This window comes from Enterobacter cloacae complex sp.6700776, from assembly GCF_048284255.1.
GTDB classification, from domain to species: domain Bacteria; phylum Pseudomonadota; class Gammaproteobacteria; order Enterobacterales; family Enterobacteriaceae; genus Enterobacter; species Enterobacter intestinihominis.
In genome coordinates, this window is the sequence record NZ_JBLVYK010000007.1 from 221,511 (window position 1) to 240,683 (window position 19,173).

Below are 19,173 nucleotides of genomic sequence, written 5' to 3' on the forward strand. Positions count from 1 at the left end.
TGGGACACCGTTTTTTTTATATATTTTTAGGGGTTTATAGATGAGCGATATGCACTCGCTGCTGGTGGCGGCAATTCTGGGTGTGGTCGAAGGATTGACGGAGTTTTTGCCGGTGTCCAGTACGGGCCATATGATTATCGTTGGCCATCTCCTGGGCTTTGAAGGCGATACCGCAAAGACGTTTGAGGTGGTGATTCAGCTGGGCTCTATTCTGGCGGTGGTCGTCATGTTCTGGCGTCGTCTGTTTGGTCTGATCGGCATCCACTTCGGGCGTTTACCGCAGCGTGAAGGAGAGGGCAAGGGGCGCCTGACGCTGATTCATATTCTGCTGGGGATGATCCCGGCGGTGGTGCTGGGGCTGGTGTTCCACGACACCATAAAATCGCTTTTCAACCCGATTAACGTGATGTACGCGCTGGTTGTCGGCGGCTTCCTGCTGATTGCCGCCGAAGTGCTGAAGCCAAAAACTCCGCGTGCAGAAGGTCTGGACGATATGACGTATCGCCAGGTGTTTATGATTGGCTGCTTCCAGTGTCTGGCGCTGTGGCCGGGCTTCTCCCGTTCAGGGGCAACCATTTCCGGCGGGATGCTGATGGGCGTGAGCCGTTACGCGGCGTCTGAGTTCTCGTTCCTGCTGGCGGTACCGATGATGATGGGCGCCACCGCACTGGATCTCTACAAAAGCATCGGCTTCCTGACCGTAGGCGACATTCCGATGTTCGCCGTGGGCTTTATCACCGCCTTTATCGTGGCGCTGATTGCCATCAAAACCTTCCTGCAACTGATTAAGCGTATCTCGTTTATTCCGTTCGCGATCTACCGCTTTATCGTCGCGGCTGCCGTGTACGTGGTCTTCTTCTGATGACCGACCGCCCTCAGTCTTTCGGCTGAGGGCAACGTTTTTCCTTCCACGCCGCAACCGCATCAATCCGCCGTTTCGTCAGCTCTTCGCGGATCTCCGGGCCTTTAAACCCTGCCTCCACCACCTCTTTCGTTGGCACCGCTTTTGCGATTTCCCACGCCTCGCGCAGCAAACGACCCTGCGGATAATCGGACGCTTCAAACCCGGTACGGCCGCGCACGTCCGCTTCGCTGGTCAGCGCAATTTGCTCCACGCGCTGCGGCTTGCGCCAGGCGTCGATGTTATCGAACAGCCTGACGATGGTGGCGGGTTTCAGGATCGGAAAGGTGTGGATCAGGTCGTGGAACTCGGCGACCAGTTTTGCCAGATCGCGAATGTCATTCGGCACGCGCAGGCGCTGGCAAAGCCCTTCAACCAGCTTTACGCCAGCCGGACCGTGCCCGTGGTGGCGTGGCCACAACTCCTTTGGCGTTAACCCCTTGCCGAGGTCATGGCAGAGGGTGGAAAAGCGCACGTCCACTTCAGGGCTGAGCATGGCGGCCATGCTCAGGGTCATCAGAGTGTGAATGCCGGTATCAATTTCCGGGTGCCATTTCGCCGGGGCGGGCACGCCAAACAGCGCGTCTATTTCCGGGAACAGCACTTTCAGCGCCCCGCAGTCGCGCAGAACCTGGAAAAAGACCTGTGGATTACGGGTAGTCAGGGCGTTTTCGGTCTCTTTCCAGACGCGTTCTGGCGTCAGGTGTTCCAGCTCGCCCGCGTCGGTCATGGCCGTCATCAGCGCCATCGTCTCGTCGGCGATACGGAAGCTCAGATGGGCATAACGGGCGGCAAAACGCGCCACGCGCAGTACGCGAAGCGGATCTTCAGAAAAGGCGGGGGAAATATGGCGTAAAAGACGATCGCGCAGATCGTTCTGGCCGCCGTAGGCGTCGATGATATGTCCGTTTTCGTCCTGCGCCAGGGCGTTAATGGTGAGATCGCGGCGCAGTAAGTCCTGCTCCAGCGTGACATCCGGCGCGGCATAGCAGGTGAAGCCGGTATAACCGGAACCCGATTTCCGTTCGGTACGCGCCAGGGCGTACTCTTCGCGGCTTTTCGGATGGAGGAACACAGGAAAATCGCGGCCTACCTGCTGGTAGCCCGCGTCAATCATCGCTTCGGGCGTGGCACCGACCACGACCCAATCTTTATCTTTGACCGGCAGACCTAATAACGCATCACGTACCGCACCACCGACCAGATAACTCTTCACGCCAACACTCCCGTTTTCTCTTTTCGCAAGATGATACGTAAGTGTGGCAGAGAAGACGAGTTAGTTCATCCAGCGGTCTTTACGTTTACGGCTTGGGATAAGGTGAGGAAGCACCAGACCCAGCACCAGACCGACGCCCAGCACCCCGCCGCCATACATAAACCACTGCATGATGATGGTGCGTTGTTTGTCATCCAGCTGTAGATTCGCGGCGTTCACTTTCTTCTGCGCGACGATGAGCTCATTTTTCAGCTTCTGATTTTCGTCTTTCAGACCGGCGATCACGCTGTCGCTTTGCGCCACTTTCTGCTGCATCTCTGCGGTGCGCTGGTTCCAGGTGCCGTCAATGTTGTTCAGCTTATCGGTCAGGGTTTTCACCTGATTTTCCAGGTCCGGCACGCGGGTGCGCAGGCTCGGCACCGTGCTCAGCTCTTTCAGCGGGATCCATGAGGTGCGGCCAGAGCTGTCACGAACCTGACCGTAATTGGTGTCTGCGTTAGTTTGCAGCAGAGTCACTTCCTCGCCGGCATTTACCGTACCCACGAGGCGATAATTGTCTCCAGGGCCGCTGCGTACCCAGGTATTCAGTTCATCAGAAACGTAACGTTTCTCTTCAGCGTGGACCGCGGTTGCGGCGCTAAAAGCGAGTAAAGTAAGTCCAATCAGGCGTAATTTAAGCATATCAGTCGTTATTTTCATAAAAAGTGGAACGATAGTAGTGGTATCAGTGTCGCTACGCAAAGGATTCATCATCAATCGGAATCATCTGTGTCATGATTTCCACCGCTTTAAACTTTTACGCCCGTCAAATTGCTCATTGCGTGGCAATTTGGCGCAAAATACTATGTACTGACAAACAAATGGCGAGGAAGTTCGCCTTCATCGACGCGTCTGTGACGCACGCAAAAGTACAAGGCTATGGCACAAGAGATCGAATTAAAGTTTATCGTCGAAAAAGACAGCGCTGACGCGCTCCGCCAGCATCTGAATACGCTGTCCGGCGAGCACCATGAACCCGTACAGCTGCTCAACATCTATTACGAAACGCCGGACAACTGGCTGCGCAGCCACGATATGGGCCTGCGCATCCGTGGTGCGAACGGGCGCTACGAGATGACGATGAAAATCGCCGGTCGCGTGGTGGGCGGTTTGCACCAGCGTCCGGAATACAATATCGACATCAGTAAGCCAGAACTTGAGCTGGATCGTTTTCCGGCGGAAGTGTGGCCGGAAGGGACGCTGCCCGCAACGCTGTCGGCAGAGGCGCAACCGCTGTTCAGCACCGATTTCTGGCGCGAGAAATGGCTGGTGACGGAAGGCAAGAGCCGCATTGAGATTGCGTTTGATCGAGGTGAAATTAAGGCTGGTGAAGAGCAGGAGCCGATCTGCGAATTGGAACTCGAACTGCTGGAAGGCGACGCGAGCGACGTGCTGAAGCTGGCGCGCAAGCTGGTGAACCAGCCTGGCCTGCGTCAGGGCAGCCTGAGTAAAGCGGCGCGCGGCTATCACCTGGCCGCCGGGAATGCGCCGCGCGTGCTGCGAGAAACCCCGATTCTGCGCGTTGTGCCGAAAGCCTCCGTTGAGCAGGGCATGGAAGCGGCGCTGGAGCTGGCGCTCTCTCAGTGGCAGTACCACGAGGAGCTGTGGGCGCGTAACGTGAAAAATGCCAAAAAACAGGTGCTCGCTGCTATGGGGCTGGTGCGTCACACCCTGGCGCTGTTCGGCGGTATTGTACCGCGTAAAGCCAGCGCTCACTTACGTGATCTGCTCACTCAAACCGAAACGCTGATGCTTTCTGACGTGTCGGCACAAACGGCGATCTACAGCCCGCAAAACGCCAGCGCGAAACTGGCGTTGACCGAATTTCTGGTGACGCGCGGCTGGCGCATTTTCCTCGATGCGAAAGGGCAGACTAAAATCGCGGAAAACTTCAAACGTTTTGCGGATATCCACCTCTCCCGTCACGCGGCCGAGCTGCGAACCACCTTCGCGCATCCGCTGGGCGACCAGTATGGCGATCAGCTTCCCCGCCTGGCGCGTAACATCGACAGCATGTTGCTGCTGTCAGGTGCGTATGAGGGCGTGAAGGCGCAGGCCTGGCTGGAGAACTGGCAGGGGCTTAAGCATGCCATCGAGACCCGTCAGCAGATTGAGATCGAGCATTTCCGCAACGAGGCCATTTCGCAGGATCCGTACTGGCTGCACAGCGGAAAACGTTAATTCTGGCAAGGAACCCCTGATATGCCGCTTTCTTCGCAGTTACAGCAGCACTGGCAGACCGTTTGTGAACGCCTGCCTGAGTCGTTACCCGCGTCGTCGTTAAGCGAGCAGGCGAAAAGCGTGCTCACGTTCAGTGATTTTGTGCAGGAGAGCGTCAGCGCTAACCCGGACTGGCTGGCAGCGCTGGAAAGCGCGCCGCCGCAGGCTGACGAGTGGCGGCATTATGCTGGCTGGCTGCAAACCGCGCTGGCAGAGGTGGCAGATGAACCCACGCTGATGCGCGTTCTGCGTCAGTTCCGCCGCCGGGTGATGGTACGCATTGCCTGGGCGCAGGCGCTGGAGCTGGTGAGTGAAGAGAGCACCTTGCAGCAGTTGAGCGAGCTGGCGCAGACGCTGATCGTCGCCGCGCGGGATTGGCTCTACGCCGCCTGCTGTAAAGAGTGGGGCACGCCGTGCAGCGAAGACGGGGTTCCGCAACCGCTGTTGATACTGGGGATGGGCAAGCTGGGCGGCTGCGAGCTCAATTTTTCCTCAGACATCGATCTGATTTTTGCCTGGCCGGAAAACGGCTCCACGCGCGGCGGTCGTCGCGAGCTGGACAACGCCCAGTTCTTTACCCGCCTCGGCCAGCGGCTGATTAAGGCGCTGGATCAGCCCACCCAGGATGGTTTTGTCTACCGCGTGGACATGCGTCTGCGTCCGTTTGGCGACAGCGGGCCACTGGTGCTGAGCTTTGCCGCGCTGGAAGATTATTACCAGGAGCAGGGGCGCGACTGGGAGCGTTACGCGATGGTCAAAGCGCGGATCATGGGCGACAGCGACGATGCCTACGCCAACGAGCTGCGCGCCATGCTGCGCCCGTTCGTGTTCCGCCGCTACATCGACTTTAGCGTGATCCAGTCCCTGCGAAATATGAAAGGGATGATTGCCCGCGAGGTGCGTCGCCGTGGCCTGAAGGACAACATCAAGCTCGGCGCGGGCGGTATTCGTGAGATCGAATTTATCGTCCAGGTCTTCCAGCTGATACGCGGCGGGCGCGAACCTTCTCTGCAATCCCGCTCGCTGCTGCCAACGCTCAGCGCTATCGATCAGCTGCATCTGCTGCCGGAAGGCGACGCGCAAACGCTGCGTGACGCTTATCTCTTCCTGCGTCGTCTGGAAAATTTGCTGCAAAGTATCAACGACGAACAAACCCAGACGTTACCGGGCGATGAGCTGAACCGGGCGCGTCTGGCCTGGGGGATGCGGGTGGATGACTGGGCAGCGCTGACGGAACGGCTGGAAGCGCATATGGCGGGCGTGCGCCGCATCTTTAACGATCTGATCGGCGACGACGAAAGTGAATCGCAGGACGATGCGCTCTCCGAGCACTGGCGCGAACTGTGGCAGGACGCGCTTCAGGAAGATGACACCACGCCGGTGCTGGCGCACTTAAGCGACGATGCCCGCCATCGCGTGGTGGCGTTGATTGCTGATTTCCGTCTCGAACTGAACAAACGCGCCATTGGCCCGCGCGGTCGTCAGGTGCTGGATCAACTGATGCCGCATCTGCTAAGCGATGTCTGCTCCCGCGAGGATGCGCCGGTGCCGCTGTCGCGCATGATGCCGCTCCTGAGCGGGATCGTCACGCGTACCACCTACCTTGAACTGTTAAGTGAGTTTCCCGGCGCGCTGAAGCATCTGATTTCCCTTTGCGCCGCCTCCCCGATGGTGGCGAACAAGCTGGCGCGTTATCCGCTGCTGCTCGACGAACTGCTCGACCCGAATACGCTCTATCAGCCGACGGCGACGGATGCTTACCGCGACGAGCTGCGTCAGTATTTGCTGCGCGTGCCGGAAGAGGACGAAGAGCAACAGCTTGAGGCGCTGCGTCAGTTTAAGCAGGCACAGATGTTGCGCGTGGCGGCGGCAGATATCGCCGGTACTCTGCCGGTAATGAAAGTGAGCGATCACTTAACCTGGCTGGCGGAAGCGATCATCGACGCGGTGGTCCACCAGGCGTGGGTGCAGATGGTGGCCCGCTACGGGCAGCCGAAGCACCTTGCTGACCGTGAAGGCCGCGGTTTTGCGGTGGTGGGGTACGGCAAGCTGGGCGGCTGGGAGCTGGGCTACAGCTCCGATCTGGATCTGATTTTCCTGCACGACTGTCCGGTTGACGTGATGACCGACGGCGAGCGCGAAATCGACGGGCGGCAGTTCTACCTGCGCCTGGCCCAGCGCATCATGCACCTGTTCAGCACTCGCACCTCATCCGGCATTCTGTATGAAGTGGATGCGCGTCTGCGCCCGTCCGGCGCGGCAGGCATGCTGGTTACCTCCACGGAGGCTTTTGCCGACTATCAGAAGAACGAAGCCTGGACGTGGGAGCATCAGGCGCTGGTGCGCGCCCGCGTGGTGTACGGCGATCCGCAGCTCAAAACGCAGTTCGATGCGATCCGCAAGGCGGTCATGACGACCCCGCGCGAAGGCTGTACGCTGCAAACCGAAGTGCGGGAAATGCGTGAGAAAATGCGCGCGCACCTTGGCAACAAACATCGCGATCGCTTTGATATCAAAGCTGATGAGGGCGGGATTACCGATATTGAGTTTATCACTCAGTATCTGGTGCTGTTGCACGCGCACGATAAGCCGAAGCTGACCCGCTGGTCGGATAACGTGCGCATACTGGAACTGCTGGCGCAGAACGACATTATGGATGAGCAGGAGGCGCAGGCATTAACCCGCGCCTACACCACGCTGCGTGACGAGCTGCACCATCTGGCCTTACAGGAACAGCCGGGCCATGTGGCGCTGGACGGTTTCACCGATGAACGCGCGCAGGTGACCGCAAGCTGGCAGAAGTGGCTGGTGGAACCGTGCGTAACAAAACAAGTGTGATATTATCGCGCGCAAATTGTGAATCTTTCTGGAGTCAGGAATGAAAGTAACACTGCCAGAGTTTGAACGTGCTGGAGTTATGGTTGTCGGGGATGTGATGCTGGATCGCTACTGGTATGGGCCGACCAGCCGTATCTCTCCGGAAGCGCCGGTGCCGGTAGTTAAGGTCGACACCATTGAAGAACGTCCAGGCGGCGCGGCAAACGTGGCGATGAACATAGCCTCGCTGGGCGCGCATTCGCGTCTGGTGGGCCTGACCGGCATTGACGATGCGGCGCGTGCGCTGAGCCAGTCGCTGGCGGACGTGAACGTGAAGTGCGACTTCGTTTCTGTTCCGACCCACCCAACCATCACCAAGCTGCGCGTGCTGTCGCGTAACCAGCAGCTGATCCGCCTCGACTTTGAAGAAGGGTTCGAAGGCGTTGATCCTGAGCCGCTGCATGAGCGCATTAGCCAGGCGCTGGGCAATATCGGCGCGCTGGTGCTGTCTGATTATGCCAAAGGCGCGCTGGCGAGCGTACAGACCATGATCCAGCTGGCGCGCAAAGCCAGCGTTCCGGTGCTGATCGACCCGAAAGGCACCGATTTCGAGCGCTATCGCGGCGCAACCCTGCTGACGCCCAACCTCTCTGAGTTCGAAGCGGTGGCGGGCAAGTGCAAAACTGAAGAAGAGCTGGTTGAGCGCGGCATGAAAATCATCGCTGATTTCGAGCTGTCTGCGCTGCTGGTGACCCGTTCCGAACAGGGCATGACGCTGCTGCAACCGGGCAAGGCGCCGCTGCATATGCCAACCCAGGCGCAGGAAGTGTACGACGTGACCGGTGCCGGTGATACGGTGATCGGCGTGCTGGCGGCGACGCTGGCGGCGGGTAACACTCTGGAAGAAGCGTGCTACTTCGCGAACGCCGCGGCGGGCGTGGTCGTCGGTAAACTCGGAACCTCCACCGTTTCGCCAATCGAGCTGGAAAATGCGGTGCGTGGGCGTGCGGATACCGGCTTTGGCGTCATGACCGAACACGAGCTGAAAGTGGCCGTTGCCGCCGCGCGCAAACGCGGTGAAAAAGTGGTGATGACGAACGGCGTGTTCGACATCCTGCATGCGGGTCATGTCTCGTATCTGGCGAATGCGCGCAAGCTGGGCGACCGCCTGATTGTGGCGGTCAACAGCGATGCCTCAACCAAACGTCTGAAGGGTGAAACGCGTCCGGTGAACCCGCTGGAGCAGCGCATGATAGTGCTCGGCGCGCTGGAAGCGGTGGACTGGGTGGTCTCATTTGAAGAAGACACCCCGCAGCGCCTGATTGCCGGAATTCTGCCTGACCTGCTGGTGAAGGGCGGTGATTACAAACCAGAGCAAATCGCAGGTAGCGAAGAGGTCTGGGCGAATGGCGGTGAAGTGATGGTGCTCAACTTTGAGGACGGGTGTTCAACCACCAACATCATTAAGAAGATCCAGAAAGACAGTCAGTAAAAAACGGGCCAGTTGGCCCGTTTTTTTATGTCGGGTGGCGGCTGCGCCTTACCCGACCTACGCGTTCATGTAGGCCCGGTAAGGCGTAGCCGCCACCGGGCACAACAGGCCGCACTATGCCTGGTCATCCACCGGTGGAATAGCTGGCGCTGGCTTCACCTCTTCCGGCGCATTGCGGCTCTCCAGCTCGCTCAGACGCTGTTCCAGCAGCGCCAGCTTCTCGCGGGTGCGCAGCAGCACCTGCGTCTGCACGTCAAACTCTTCGCGGCTGACTAAATCAAGGCGAACCAACTGTGCCTGCAACGTCTGGCGAATTTTCTTCTCAACGTCATCACCAAACTCACGAATACCTTTCGGCATGGACTCATGAACCTGACGCGCGATCTGCTCAATTTTCTTTGGGTCAATCATTGTCGTTTCCCTTGATGAAAAGGTGTTAGTGCCTATTGTAGCGCGTCATGCCGCGGGTTAAACAAAATTGTTTGAAGCTTATGCATTGCCCAGGGTAATCAATAGCGTTATAGTTATCTCGCTTATTCTCAGGGCGGGGCGAAATTCCCCACCGGCGGTAAATCAGCTTAACGCTGAAAGCCCGCGAGCGCTTTGGGTGAATTCTCAAAGGTCAGCAGATCCGGTGTAATTCCGGGGCCGACGGTTAGAGTCCGGATGGGAGAGAGTAACGATCCAGTCGGGCAAGGCCCGCTCACGTTATTTTTTTGCCGCTTGTACGGCGCTCCTAAGACTGCCCTGATTCTGGTAACCATAAAGTTAATGAGGTTTTTTTACCATGAATCAGACGCTACTTTCCTCTTTTGGCACTTCAACTCAACGTGTTGAACATGCACTGGATGCACTGCGCGAAGGCCGCGGTGTGATGGTGCTTGACGATGAAAACCGTGAAAACGAAGGCGACATGATTTTTGCCGCCGAGAACATGACCGTTGAGCAGATGGCGCTGACCATCCGTCACGGTAGCGGCATCGTATGCCTGTGCATCACCGAAGACCGTCGCCAGCAGCTTGATCTGCCGATGATGGTTGAAAACAACACCAGCGCCTTTGGTACCGGCTTCACCGTGACCATTGAAGCGGCACATGGCGTCACCACCGGGGTGTCGGCGGCTGACCGCCTGACTACCGTGCGTGCAGCGATTGCTGATGGTGCAAAACCCTCCGATCTGCACCGCCCTGGTCATGTCTTCCCGCTGCGCGCGCAGCCGGGCGGCGTGCTGACCCGTGGTGGTCATACCGAAGCGACCATCGATCTGGTGACGCTGGCTGGCTTCAAACCCGCAGGCGTGCTGTGCGAACTGACCAACGATGATGGCACCATGGCGCGCGCGCCGGAGTGCATCACCTTTGCGCGTCTGCACAATATGCCAGTGGTGACGATTGAAGATCTGGTTGAATACCGCCGGGCGCATGAGCGTAAAGCCAGCTGAACATGCTGATGTGAAAAAGCCGGGGAAACCCGGCTTTTTTGTTTCTAGTGGTAGTTAATTTTGAACAGTACCACGGTTTCAAACGGCCCGGACTGAATCGCTTTTCCTTCATCCCGCGAAAGTTCAGCCGTGTAGTTTTGCTCAAGATTCATCATATCGCCCGTAAAATCGGCGTATTCCTTGTACTGGTTGAATGTGTAAGGCTCCGTTCCGTTAAGAATACGCAGCTTTAACCCATTCCCTATCAGTACCGCGGTGTCGTCTGCGCTGAGCGTTTCGGTTGTGTAAAATGACGAGTCCATCTTAAATCCGTCCGAGCACTGGGCATCCTGCACTTTGGTGGTTCGTATTGAAAACATGCGAATACGCTTCTGCTGATTCACAATGTCGCGCGCACTGAAAGTGCCGAAGTCGATCTCCTGATTCTCAGGGTAAATGCTAAACGTCGCCCCGCAATCAAGGACCGTAATGTTTTGCAGCCCGTTGATGTGATACTTCAGGTTCTTCGCGTCGGCCATCTGATTAACGCCGCCCTTACCGTCAAATTGCACAACGATGTAATCGCTGAGCGAACTGACATAGCCATGCGGCGGCACAGCCTTTATTCTCACGAAAAGTCGTAATCGGGCGACGAACGTGCGCGAAATATGGATATCATTCGGATTACCAGAGCAAATGCGATTCTCCCACCCCATCTGGCGGATTTGAGCAGGGGTGTAAATAGTGATGTTATCGTTGTCCAGGCACTGGCGGGTATCCACGCCGTTGGGCTGGCCTGTGGCATCGTAATCTATGCCTTCATAGGTGACGCCCAGTTCATAGTAGGGATCGGTTGCGGCAGGATAAGGGTTTACCCAGGCAAAGACATCTTCCGGCTTAAAATTGCTCGAGACGTTGTTATCACACGTCACCGGAATCTTAATGTCATCAGACTCCCATATTTTTTGGCCAATTTGGGCGTTGCTGGGTATGGCAAAGGGGGAGATCGTTTTTGTCTCCTCGACGGAACCGCCAGAGCCACCCAGATAACAGTTAAGCGCCATCGCATCTTCCAAAGGCAGCGCTGAAAGCAGCAATGTAAGCAGGACACTAGCGAGCTTTCGCATCTTTATCGATTTTCCGTTCGGTAAGTTTACATTGCGCCGTTCCGGTGCACTGCACGTCGACTTTTTTCAGTGCACCGTAATCGTCGATATAGCCGATGCTGTAATAACTACCGTGGTAATCGCCGGTAGACGCGGTTGCCGTGGCGAAAGGCGCAATCATCAGACTGTCAAAACCCGGCAGCATGGTTTTAGCATTTTTGCTCAGCCACGCCAGCGTGATGTAGTACGGCGTAGGGTTGTGGACCGTGAGCCCATTCGCGTTGGCGGAAATTTCCATTCGCATTTCAGTCAGTTCGCCGGATTTTTTGCTAATCGCTTCTGGACGCCAGAACAGCTTAATTCGGCTCTGCATTGCTACCTGCATCACGCTGCGCTCCTCGCTGGCGCTGGTGTTTTTTGGCGGTACTTCACGCAGGTTGAAATAAAACAGCGATTCCCTGTCTCCTGGCAGCTGGCGAGTAGCGGCTTGTTTAACAATCCTTATCTGCGACGAGGTGCCCGCTTCGATACGTTGAATGGGGGGAAGCGCCATAAAGTGCGTATCTTCTTTTTGTCCCTTTTCATCTTCAATCCAGGAGAGCGCCAGATAAGGCAGCACCTTGCTCTGATTGTCCACTTTCAGGCTGCTGGCCTTGTCGCTTTCTGGAAAAACAATGCGCGTGCGGTCCAGATTAATGGCTGCGTGGGTAGCAAATGCTGTGCTGGTTAGCATCAGGCACAGGCTTTTAAACGGCGTTAATTTCATGATGATTTCTTACTGACACGGCAGTATCAACTGCATACTGTTTTCTAAGTGAGAAGGTAACGAGAAGCGACACTGTTGGTTGTCGCCCCATGTCACGCGAAACTGCTGTTCTGGCTCAACGGCGGCCAGCCAGACGCGGCCTTCATCGGCCACCATCCCAACCTGCAAATTGCTTGCTTCCAGGCGAACAATCGCCCCGAGAGGTGGCGCTCCTGATGACATTCGCAGAACGCCTGTCACGTCCTTACCTGCGCGCGTGGCAATCTGACGATAACCAATGGCTCCCTCAGTCCAGGTTGAGGTCACGACGCGGTTGTCTACGTCCACGCCATCAGGGAGGTTGTTCAGATTGACCTGCACGCTGGAGGGGGAATAGCTGGAGAATGACGGTAAAACGCCGATGCCAAAACGGTTGGTCTCATCTCGCGACATGTTCAGCGGGATGTTGCCTACCCCGTCGGTGCTGACCATCACACGAGGTTCATTACCGTAGCTGCGCCGGTGCAGCGCGGCGCCTTTCGCCGTTGAGGTGAAGGAACCACTCCAGCTCGCGCTGAGGGAGTTATATTCGTCAGCTTTATAGCTGCCTGAGAGATTGAGATCGCCGTACGTAGAATAATGCTGATAATTCCCGCTGACCTGCGCGCCGGAATCTGGCTTTCCGCTCTCCGCGCCTGCGGAAACGCCCGAGGTATTATTGCGATCCGACGTGTCATACCACGACACGTTATGACTCAGCGTGTCGCTGTTACGCAGGTCATAGTTAAGACGATGATCGGGATCGAGCGGTACGCTGAGCGAGAGATAGAACTGAGTATCGTCACTTTCGTCTTCCTCATCGTAATGCGTTTTACTCCAGGACAGGGTTACGCCGAGGTTCTTCCAGCGGCCCATATCAAAGTTGTAGCCCGCCGTGATGCTGCCGGTCGTGGAAGGTGAATCATTCCACCATGTCTGACGCAGCATGTTGACGTACAGGTTCAGGGATAACGCTGAAATGTACTGGCTTGCCGTCACGCTCAGGGTTTGTTTCTCCGACTGGCGGTCACCGTCGTCATAATCAAGGTAGCGGGCGTAGCTCAAAAACTGGGGGTCTGAGTAGCGGTAGCTGGCAAGCGTAAGCTGACTGCCGGTGGTATCGAAACGCTTGCTGTAGTTAATGCGATAGCTGTAACCCGTCTGACTGCGCTGGTGTGGCAGCTGGCTGGTGGCCTGCGTGACGTCAAAAGAGAGCGCCCCCAGCCAGGCCATATTCTGGCCGATCCCGGCAGCGACGGAACGATAACCGTCGCCATCAGTCAGCGTGCCGCCATACAGGGAGGTGTGTGACAGCATGCCCCAGGAAAATTCGCCGCTCATGAAGGCGTTATCTTCAACGTCATGGGAGGCACCCTGGCGCGCTTTACCCGCCGCGAACTTGTAGCGAACCTGACCCTTGCGCGTTAAAAACGGCACGGACTCGGCAGAGACCTGGAAGGTGCTGACGCGGCCGTCCTCTTCCGTGACTTTGACGTCCAGCGTGCCCTGAACCGACTGGTTAAGATCCTGAATAACAAACGGGCCTGGTGGTACTTTACTTTGGTAAATCACGCGATCGGCAAGGCTTACGGTCACCGTGGCGTTGGTTTGCGCTATCCCGGTAATCTGCGGGGCATAGCCGCGCAGCGACCATGGCAGCATACGTTCTTCGCTGATTAGCGATGCGCCGGTATAGGTAAAGGCGTCAAAAATTGCGGACTGTAAATCCGTTTCACCCAGCGTCAGTTTCGCTCCGATTGAGGGCAGAGGGCGGAACATATAAACGCGTGAAAAACGGCCATCCTGCTCTGAGCCTGCTTCAGTATCGCTTCGCGTGTACTGGTAATCGCTTCGCAGGCGCCACGCGCCCATGTTCGCACCAACGGTGCCATAGGTATTGGCGTTGTTATTGCTGCTGCCGCTATTGGGCTGATAATGGCTGGCAAAAAGATTGTAATCCAGCAGTACGCCCGGCACGCCGTTGTCCCAGGTGGATGGCGGCATCCAGTCCACCGCACGGTATTGCAGCCACGCCTGGGGGATCGTCACATTCAGGGATTGGCTATCTTGCTCAAACGTAAATCTGATGTCTGGTCTGGCGGCGAAATCAACGCATCCCTCTTTTTCTGGCAAAGCGTGACGAACCTCATCCTGTAACGCAAATGTATCGGCCAGTTCGGGAGGAATACAGACCTGAACCGCGTTATTTATTTCTCTCCAGCGAAGGAGCCAGCCATTTGCCAGCGGAATATCATTAACTGAAACGGTAACGAAATAGCTTCCCGGCGTAACCGATATTTGATCTTTAAAACGTGATAAATCGACGCTGCCGCGCTGATCTTTATCGATGGCGTTTATATTAAATTCAGTGGCAGAGGTAAGTCTCGTCATTAACAGGGATGCAATGATGATTATCCATTGTAATTTGTATGTCATCATCCTGTTACTCAAATATATAAAGGATGCCGACCGGCATGAATTACCAGTCGGCTAATACTGTTACGTAACAGAATTATTTGTACAACAGGACGTAGTTAGCCGTGGCTTCAACCTGGCCTGCCGTCGCAGTTTTACCCGTGGGGACTTCCATAACCGCTTTGAAATGCAGCGTCTGGGTGGTTGATCCTGCCAGCAACTCAACCTCGTTGGATTCTCCCAGCGTGATAGCAGCCTCCGCATTATCCAGCAGACGTACACCCACGTTCTGCGCACCACTTGCATAGGTGTTACTCATCAGGCTGGTGTCTGTCGCGTCTGTCGCTGCGCTGGTGAAGGTGACATCCACTTTGGTAATTGGCGTGTCGGTTTCGTCTGCCGGATCGTCAAGCTGGCAGTTTTCCAGATTAATATCGACCGGAACCGGCGTGGATTTTTTGTTGGCGTTGATAACGGCCGTAGTCACTTCACCCAGATCGACTTCTTTATCAACGCTGTCTGGTGCGATGCTGCACGGTGCGTCAATAACAACACCTTTGAATTTGATTTTGCCAGAGCCTTGATCTTCAGCAAAAGCAGAACCCGACACAATGCCAGCCATAGCCGCTGCTAACAGTAATTTCTTACCCATATACATGGAAATATCCTTTTTCAGAGTGATTCATAATGTGAATATTAATTTCAGAATACTTGCAAAGTATACGGATTGGGGTGGGAATACGCGATTAACGTGACTTAAATATATTTGTAGGTGCTTTTAATTAATATTTTCAGGCTATCTTAAGAGACGCCTTTTTTTGAAATTCTAATGGGTTTATATTTGGTGGGTTATTATAGGGTAAATATATAGGATTGTTATTTTGAATAGTATAATGCCTCCGTATGAAACGGAGGCATTAATTCTTAACCAATACCTGCCGTTTGTAGCAGAACCAGACTCATCCCCATCACTGACATTCCACACAGCACGCCGTAGCTTGGGTTATTGTTGGGATCGATCTCTTTTGCCAGCGGCATCAGCTCATCGACAGAGAGCGCGACCATAATTCCGGCCACGGCAGCCATAATTGCAGCCATTACAACCGGGGATACGAGGCTACCGAGGATCAGCCACGCCAGCACGCCGCCGAGAATTTCAGCCATCCCGGAGATACCCGCCCAAAAGACAGCTGTACGTTTTGAACCCGTGGCGGCATAAACGGGCCCGGCAACGGCAAGTCCTTCAGGAATATTGTGCAAAGCAACGGCCAGCGCGACACCAAAACCCATTTCCAGGTTGCTGCTGGCCGTGACATAGGTGGCGATACCTTCCGGAAAGTTATGCAGGCTGATACCCAGCGTCAGCAGAATGGCCGTGCGTTTGATATTGCCAGGGATGGGGGCAACGCTTTTTTGCATTAGATCCTGCGGGTGCGCGTGAGGAAGGATACGGTCGAGTGCAAAATAACCCAGCAGGCCAATGATAAACATGCCATAGCCCAGAACAGGCGACATCCCTTCGGCGTGAAGCGCGGCGGGCAGCATCTCCATCAGCGAGATAAGCAGCATAATCCCGGCGGCGAAACCCAGCGAGAAGGCCAGCAGGCGATTAGAGGGTTTTTGACCGAGTACCCCAAGGAACGCACCGATAAAGGTCGCGGCGCCCGCAAGTAAGGTCAAAATCAAAGGTACTGACATGCATTCTCCTTAAGCGATATCTGGCATTCAAATTTCCTGATGATGATCTTCACGGTTATCTACGTTCATCTTCACCTGAATGCGCGTAATGTAGGCCCATCACTTTGTCACTTCCTCTAAGGATATCACCATGTCTCCTTCTCGTATGCCAGCACTGTTTTTAGGCCATGGCAGCCCCATGAACGTTCTGGAAGATAACGTCTATACCCGCGCCTGGTGTCAACTGGGTAAGACGTTACCGCGTCCGAAGGCAATTGTGGTGGTCTCTGCGCACTGGTTTACCCGGGGTACCGGCGTGACGGCCATGGAAGCGCCAAAAACGATCCATGATTTTGGCGGTTTTCCGCAGGCGCTGTACGATACGCATTATCCGGCCCCCGGTTCGCCTGAGCTGGCGCAAACGCTGGTGGATTTGCTGGCACCTTTCCCGGTCACCCTGGATAAAGAGGCCTGGGGCTTTGACCATGGCTCGTGGGGCGTGCTGATTAAGATGTATCCTGATGCGGATATCCCGATGGTGCAACTGAGTATCGACAGCACCAAACCGGCTGCCTGGCATATGGAGATAGGGCGTAAGCTGGCTTCGCTTCGTGATGAGGGCATCATGCTGATTGCCAGTGGCAACGTGGTACACAATCTGCGTACGGTACGCTGGCACGGTGAAAATACGCCGTACCCTTGGGCAACAGCCTTTAATGACTATGTAAAAGACAACCTGACCTGGCAAGGGCCGGTCGAACGGCACCCTTTGGTGAACTATCTGGATCACGACGGCGGTTCGCTCTCTAACCCGACGCCGGAACACTTCTTGCCATTGCTGTATGTATTAGGCGCATGGGACGGTCAGGAGGTTATTACAACACCGGTCGACGGTATTGAGATGGGGAGCTTGAGTATGCTGTCGGTGCAGGTGGGGTAAAACATGCCCGGTGGCGCTGCGCTTACCGGGCCTACGCTCGACATGTAGGCCGGGTAAGGCGAAGCCGCCACCCGGCAAGTCTTATTCAATAAAAATATGCGGGTAGAAACGCGAAAGATCCTGCGTAATCAGCGCGCGATCTTCGCGAATACCAATCCCGGCAGGCTGATCGTTAATAAGCCAGCTGCCGATCAGCGTATAGCTGTCGCCAAACTTCGGCAGTTGATAAAACGCCTGGACGATCATCCCTTCCTCACCGTACGGCCCTTCAACCGCTTCCAGCGTTTTACCGTTTTCGATAATCGAGACGTTCGCGCCTTCACGGGAGAAGATTGGCTTAACGACGTATTTCTCCATCGGCGGGAAATCATCTTCGGCAAAGTAAGCAGGCAGCAGGTTCGGGTGGTTCGGGAACATCTCCCACAGCATCGGCAGCAGGGCTTTATTGGAGATAATGCTCTTCCAGGCTGGTTCCAGCCAGCGCACACCGGCGTCTTCCAGCTTGGTAGAAAACATTTCGCGCAGCATGTATTCCCACGGGTAGAGCTTGAACAGGTTGCTGATCACCTGATCCTGCGTGTCCGTAAACTGACCTTTTTCACCTAAACCGATCTCTTCGATATAGAGGAATTCCGTCGCCACTTCCGCTTCGGCTGCGCAGTCCTGCAAATACTGAACCGTACCGCGATCTTCTTCGGTATCGCGACAGCAGGCGAGGTGCAACAGGTTGAAACCGTGCTGTTCACGCAGTTCGGCGAAACGCTCAATCAGTTTTTCCTGAAGGCTGTTGAACTGGTCGCTGCCTTCCGGCAAGTTTCCGGCATTCGCCTGATCTTCCAGCCAGATCCACTGGAAGAACGCGGCTTCGTACAGGGAGGTTGGCGTATCTGCGTTGTTTTCTAAAAGCTTCGGTTCACCCACGCCATCCCATGCCAAATCGAGGCGAGAGTAGAGCGAAGGCTGGTTCGTTTTCCAGGACTGACGAACAAAGCTCCAGGTGTGCTTCGGAATGCGGAATTTGGTCATCAGCTCATCGCTGTCGATGACTTTCTCTACCACCTTCAGGCACATCTGGTGCAGTTCTGCGGTCACCTCTTCAAGCTTTTCGACCTGCGCGAGCGTGAGCTTATAGTAAGCGTCTTCACACCAGTACGGCTCGCCGTACATGGTGTGAAAGTTGAAACCGTATTCGGTGGCTTTTTCGCGCCAGTCCGGGCGCTCGACAATACTGACTCGTTCCATGATCAGCCGCCCATTGAGCGAGTCGAAGAGCCGGTCGCACTACGCTGCATGGTGGTTTGTTTCGCCACAGACTCACCGAAGCCGCCACGGGTAATGGTGCTGGTAGTGGCTGGTTTCGGTGCCATCGCGGTTTTCGGTACGGTCATCGTACGGCCAGGCGTTGCCGCACCGTAACCCTTGCCGGTGGCATCGGTGTATTTACCGTACGCCGGGCTGTTTGGGTTTTTAGAACTAAACAGCGGTTGCTGCTGGTAGCCCGCGCCGCCGCTCATCAGACGGCCCATCATATAACCCGCCATCAGAGGCATCCAGAAGCTACCGCTGGACTGTGCCTGCGCCTGGTTTTCCGGCGCCATACCTGCCTGAGCAGGAGCCTGCTGGCACTGGCCTTCGCCGAATTCGGCTACACAGTCTTCGCGTGAGGCATATTTCGGCGCGGTACGTTCTGCCTCTTTCAGGGCGTTGTTATAGGCCGTCGTACACTCGGCGGCTTTACCGGTTGCGCTCGCACAATCGTCAGCGTTTTGATAGAGCGACACCGTTTCGTCGCTTTGCTCACAGCCTGCCAGCATAAAGACGGCGGTGACCGCCAGCGCGACAGGTGTCAGGTGGCGTGCGTTCCAGCTTTTGCGGAACGACGCGTGATTCATCGTTTTTGTCCGTTTCATATTTGTCTTCCAGGACCCAGGGGTATTAACGCTCAGGATAGAGGATGAGTGGTTGAAAATGAAGCGAAGAGGGGCGAAATCCGGGGGATCTTTACGTTGGCTTACGTTCGGGGGGGATTAATGTGCTCCCTCTCCCTGTGGGCTGAGGGATCCCCAGTAATTTTTTTATGCAGAAGCAATAAAGTTGCTTTCTAAATGACTGAGGGCTGTCAGCGATGCCCTGGTCCGGCTGTAAA

General features: G+C 55.8%; 16 protein-coding genes and 1 riboswitch. Of the genes, 6 read left to right on the plus strand and 10 right to left on the minus strand.

Annotated features, from left to right (window positions below; translation table 11 throughout):
• Positions 1-40 precede the first annotated feature (40 nt).
• The gene (gene bacA, locus ACNQ0T_RS13575; RefSeq protein WP_417930136.1) at positions 41-862 is read left to right on the plus strand and encodes an undecaprenyl-diphosphate phosphatase; all 822 of its coding nucleotides are present in this window, start codon (positions 41-43) and stop codon (positions 860-862) included.
• Between the two features lie 13 nt (positions 863-875).
• On the opposite strand, the gene ACNQ0T_RS13580 is transcribed toward bacA, so the two are convergent.
• Together ACNQ0T_RS13580 and ACNQ0T_RS13585 are read right to left on the minus strand one after the other, a co-directional pair.
• A complete protein-coding gene (locus ACNQ0T_RS13580; protein ID WP_023298627.1) occupies positions 876-2,117 on the minus strand; it encodes a multifunctional CCA addition/repair protein in 1,242 nt (413 codons plus the stop codon).
• A 60-nt stretch (positions 2,118-2,177) separates the two neighbouring features.
• Positions 2,178-2,798, minus strand: a complete 621-nt coding sequence (locus ACNQ0T_RS13585; RefSeq protein WP_001303390.1) for a TIGR04211 family SH3 domain-containing protein — start codon at positions 2,796-2,798, stop codon at positions 2,178-2,180.
• Between the two features lie 237 nt (positions 2,799-3,035).
• On the opposite strand from ACNQ0T_RS13585, the gene ACNQ0T_RS13590 reads away from it, so the two are divergent.
• From ACNQ0T_RS13590 to hldE, 3 genes are read left to right on the plus strand one after another with little or no spacing between them, the layout of a single operon-like run.
• Positions 3,036-4,337, plus strand: a complete 1,302-nt coding sequence (locus ACNQ0T_RS13590) for an inorganic triphosphatase (RefSeq protein WP_063163859.1) — start codon at positions 3,036-3,038, stop codon at positions 4,335-4,337.
• A gap of 21 nt (positions 4,338-4,358) precedes the next feature.
• The gene (gene glnE, locus ACNQ0T_RS13595; RefSeq protein WP_154051798.1) at positions 4,359-7,214 is read left to right on the plus strand and encodes a bifunctional [glutamate--ammonia ligase]-adenylyl-L-tyrosine phosphorylase/[glutamate--ammonia-ligase] adenylyltransferase; all 2,856 of its coding nucleotides are present in this window, start codon (positions 4,359-4,361) and stop codon (positions 7,212-7,214) included.
• A gap of 40 nt (positions 7,215-7,254) precedes the next feature.
• On the plus strand, positions 7,255-8,685 hold the full coding sequence (gene hldE / locus ACNQ0T_RS13600) for a bifunctional D-glycero-beta-D-manno-heptose-7-phosphate kinase/D-glycero-beta-D-manno-heptose 1-phosphate adenylyltransferase HldE (protein WP_165715838.1): 1,431 nt from the start codon (positions 7,255-7,257) through the stop codon (positions 8,683-8,685).
• 114 nt (positions 8,686-8,799) lie between these two features.
• On the opposite strand, the gene ubiK is transcribed toward hldE, so the two are convergent.
• Complete coding sequence (ubiK, locus tag ACNQ0T_RS13605) at positions 8,800-9,096, minus strand: ubiquinone biosynthesis accessory factor UbiK (RefSeq protein WP_000566823.1); 297 nt, start codon at positions 9,094-9,096, stop codon at positions 8,800-8,802.
• A gap of 120 nt (positions 9,097-9,216) precedes the next feature.
• A riboswitch (FMN riboswitch) is annotated at positions 9,217-9,367 on the plus strand.
• A 105-nt stretch (positions 9,368-9,472) separates the two neighbouring features.
• On the opposite strand from ubiK, the gene ribB reads away from it, so the two are divergent.
• Positions 9,473-10,126, plus strand: coding sequence for a 3,4-dihydroxy-2-butanone-4-phosphate synthase (ribB, locus tag ACNQ0T_RS13610; RefSeq protein ID WP_003862538.1), 654 nt, complete (start codon positions 9,473-9,475; stop codon positions 10,124-10,126).
• Positions 10,127-10,170: 44 nt separating this feature from the next.
• Here ribB and ACNQ0T_RS13615 read toward each other — a convergent pair whose 3' ends face one another.
• The 5 genes from ACNQ0T_RS13615 to zupT form a co-directional block, all read right to left on the minus strand.
• The gene (locus ACNQ0T_RS13615; protein ID WP_417930138.1) at positions 10,171-11,232 is read right to left on the minus strand and encodes a type 1 fimbrial protein; all 1,062 of its coding nucleotides are present in this window, start codon (positions 11,230-11,232) and stop codon (positions 10,171-10,173) included.
• Positions 11,216-11,977 carry a molecular chaperone gene (locus ACNQ0T_RS13620; protein WP_023298622.1) on the minus strand — a complete coding sequence of 254 codons (762 nt, stop codon included), beginning with the start codon at positions 11,975-11,977 and terminating at the stop codon, positions 11,216-11,218. The genes ACNQ0T_RS13615 and ACNQ0T_RS13620 overlap by 17 nt, the downstream gene beginning before the upstream one ends.
• 9 nt (positions 11,978-11,986) lie before the next feature.
• On the minus strand, positions 11,987-14,431 hold the full coding sequence (locus tag ACNQ0T_RS13625; RefSeq protein ID WP_417930142.1) for a fimbria/pilus outer membrane usher protein: 2,445 nt from the start codon (positions 14,429-14,431) through the stop codon (positions 11,987-11,989).
• Between the two features lie 76 nt (positions 14,432-14,507).
• Positions 14,508-15,068, minus strand: coding sequence for a fimbrial protein (locus ACNQ0T_RS13630; protein ID WP_022649431.1), 561 nt, complete (start codon positions 15,066-15,068; stop codon positions 14,508-14,510).
• A 266-nt stretch (positions 15,069-15,334) separates the two neighbouring features.
• Positions 15,335-16,108: a zinc transporter ZupT gene (gene zupT / locus ACNQ0T_RS13635; protein WP_022649430.1), complete on the minus strand. Its 774-nt coding sequence runs from the start codon at positions 16,106-16,108 to the stop codon at positions 15,335-15,337.
• Between the two features lie 130 nt (positions 16,109-16,238).
• Here zupT and ygiD point away from each other — a divergent pair, with 130 nt between their 5' ends.
• Positions 16,239-17,027 carry a 4,5-DOPA dioxygenase extradiol gene (ygiD, locus tag ACNQ0T_RS13640; RefSeq protein ID WP_045307992.1) on the plus strand — a complete coding sequence of 263 codons (789 nt, stop codon included), beginning with the start codon at positions 16,239-16,241 and terminating at the stop codon, positions 17,025-17,027.
• 81 nt (positions 17,028-17,108) lie between these two features.
• Here ygiD and ACNQ0T_RS13645 read toward each other — a convergent pair whose 3' ends face one another.
• Together ACNQ0T_RS13645 and ACNQ0T_RS13650 are read right to left on the minus strand one after the other, a co-directional pair.
• The gene (locus ACNQ0T_RS13645; RefSeq protein WP_022649428.1) at positions 17,109-18,269 is read right to left on the minus strand and encodes a glutathionylspermidine synthase family protein; all 1,161 of its coding nucleotides are present in this window, start codon (positions 18,267-18,269) and stop codon (positions 17,109-17,111) included.
• A 2-nt stretch (positions 18,270-18,271) separates the two neighbouring features.
• Positions 18,272-18,937: a DUF1190 family protein gene (locus ACNQ0T_RS13650; protein WP_006811983.1), complete on the minus strand. Its 666-nt coding sequence runs from the start codon at positions 18,935-18,937 to the stop codon at positions 18,272-18,274.
• Between the last annotated feature and the right edge of the window lie 236 nt (positions 18,938-19,173).

Excerpts from the sequence above, each read along its gene's own strand:
- ACNQ0T_RS13620 (WP_023298622.1), bottom strand. The coding sequence starts at position 11,977 with ATGAAATTAACGCCGTTTAAAAGCCTGTGCCTGATGCTAACCAGCACA.
- hldE (WP_165715838.1), top strand. The coding sequence starts at position 7,255 with ATGAAAGTAACACTGCCAGAGTTTGAACGTGCTGGAGTTATGGTTGTC.
- ACNQ0T_RS13645 (WP_022649428.1), bottom strand. The coding sequence starts at position 18,269 with ATGGAACGAGTCAGTATTGTCGAGCGCCCGGACTGGCGCGAAAAAGCC.
- ribB (WP_003862538.1), top strand. The coding sequence starts at position 9,473 with ATGAATCAGACGCTACTTTCCTCTTTTGGCACTTCAACTCAACGTGTT.
- bacA (WP_417930136.1), top strand. The coding sequence starts at position 41 with ATGAGCGATATGCACTCGCTGCTGGTGGCGGCAATTCTGGGTGTGGTC.
- ACNQ0T_RS13630 (WP_022649431.1), bottom strand. The coding sequence starts at position 15,068 with ATGTATATGGGTAAGAAATTACTGTTAGCAGCGGCTATGGCTGGCATT.
- ACNQ0T_RS13585 (WP_001303390.1), bottom strand. The coding sequence starts at position 2,798 with ATGCTTAAATTACGCCTGATTGGACTTACTTTACTCGCTTTTAGCGCC.
- ubiK (WP_000566823.1), bottom strand. The coding sequence starts at position 9,096 with ATGATTGACCCAAAGAAAATTGAGCAGATCGCGCGTCAGGTTCATGAG.
- glnE (WP_154051798.1), top strand. The coding sequence starts at position 4,359 with ATGCCGCTTTCTTCGCAGTTACAGCAGCACTGGCAGACCGTTTGTGAA.
- ACNQ0T_RS13615 (WP_417930138.1), bottom strand. The coding sequence starts at position 11,232 with ATGCGAAAGCTCGCTAGTGTCCTGCTTACATTGCTGCTTTCAGCGCTG.
- ACNQ0T_RS13590 (WP_063163859.1), top strand. The coding sequence starts at position 3,036 with ATGGCACAAGAGATCGAATTAAAGTTTATCGTCGAAAAAGACAGCGCT.
- zupT (WP_022649430.1), bottom strand. The coding sequence starts at position 16,108 with ATGTCAGTACCTTTGATTTTGACCTTACTTGCGGGCGCCGCGACCTTT.
- ACNQ0T_RS13650 (WP_006811983.1), bottom strand. The coding sequence starts at position 18,937 with ATGAAACGGACAAAAACGATGAATCACGCGTCGTTCCGCAAAAGCTGG.
- ygiD (WP_045307992.1), top strand. The coding sequence starts at position 16,239 with ATGTCTCCTTCTCGTATGCCAGCACTGTTTTTAGGCCATGGCAGCCCC.
- ACNQ0T_RS13625 (WP_417930142.1), bottom strand. The coding sequence starts at position 14,431 with ATGACATACAAATTACAATGGATAATCATCATTGCATCCCTGTTAATG.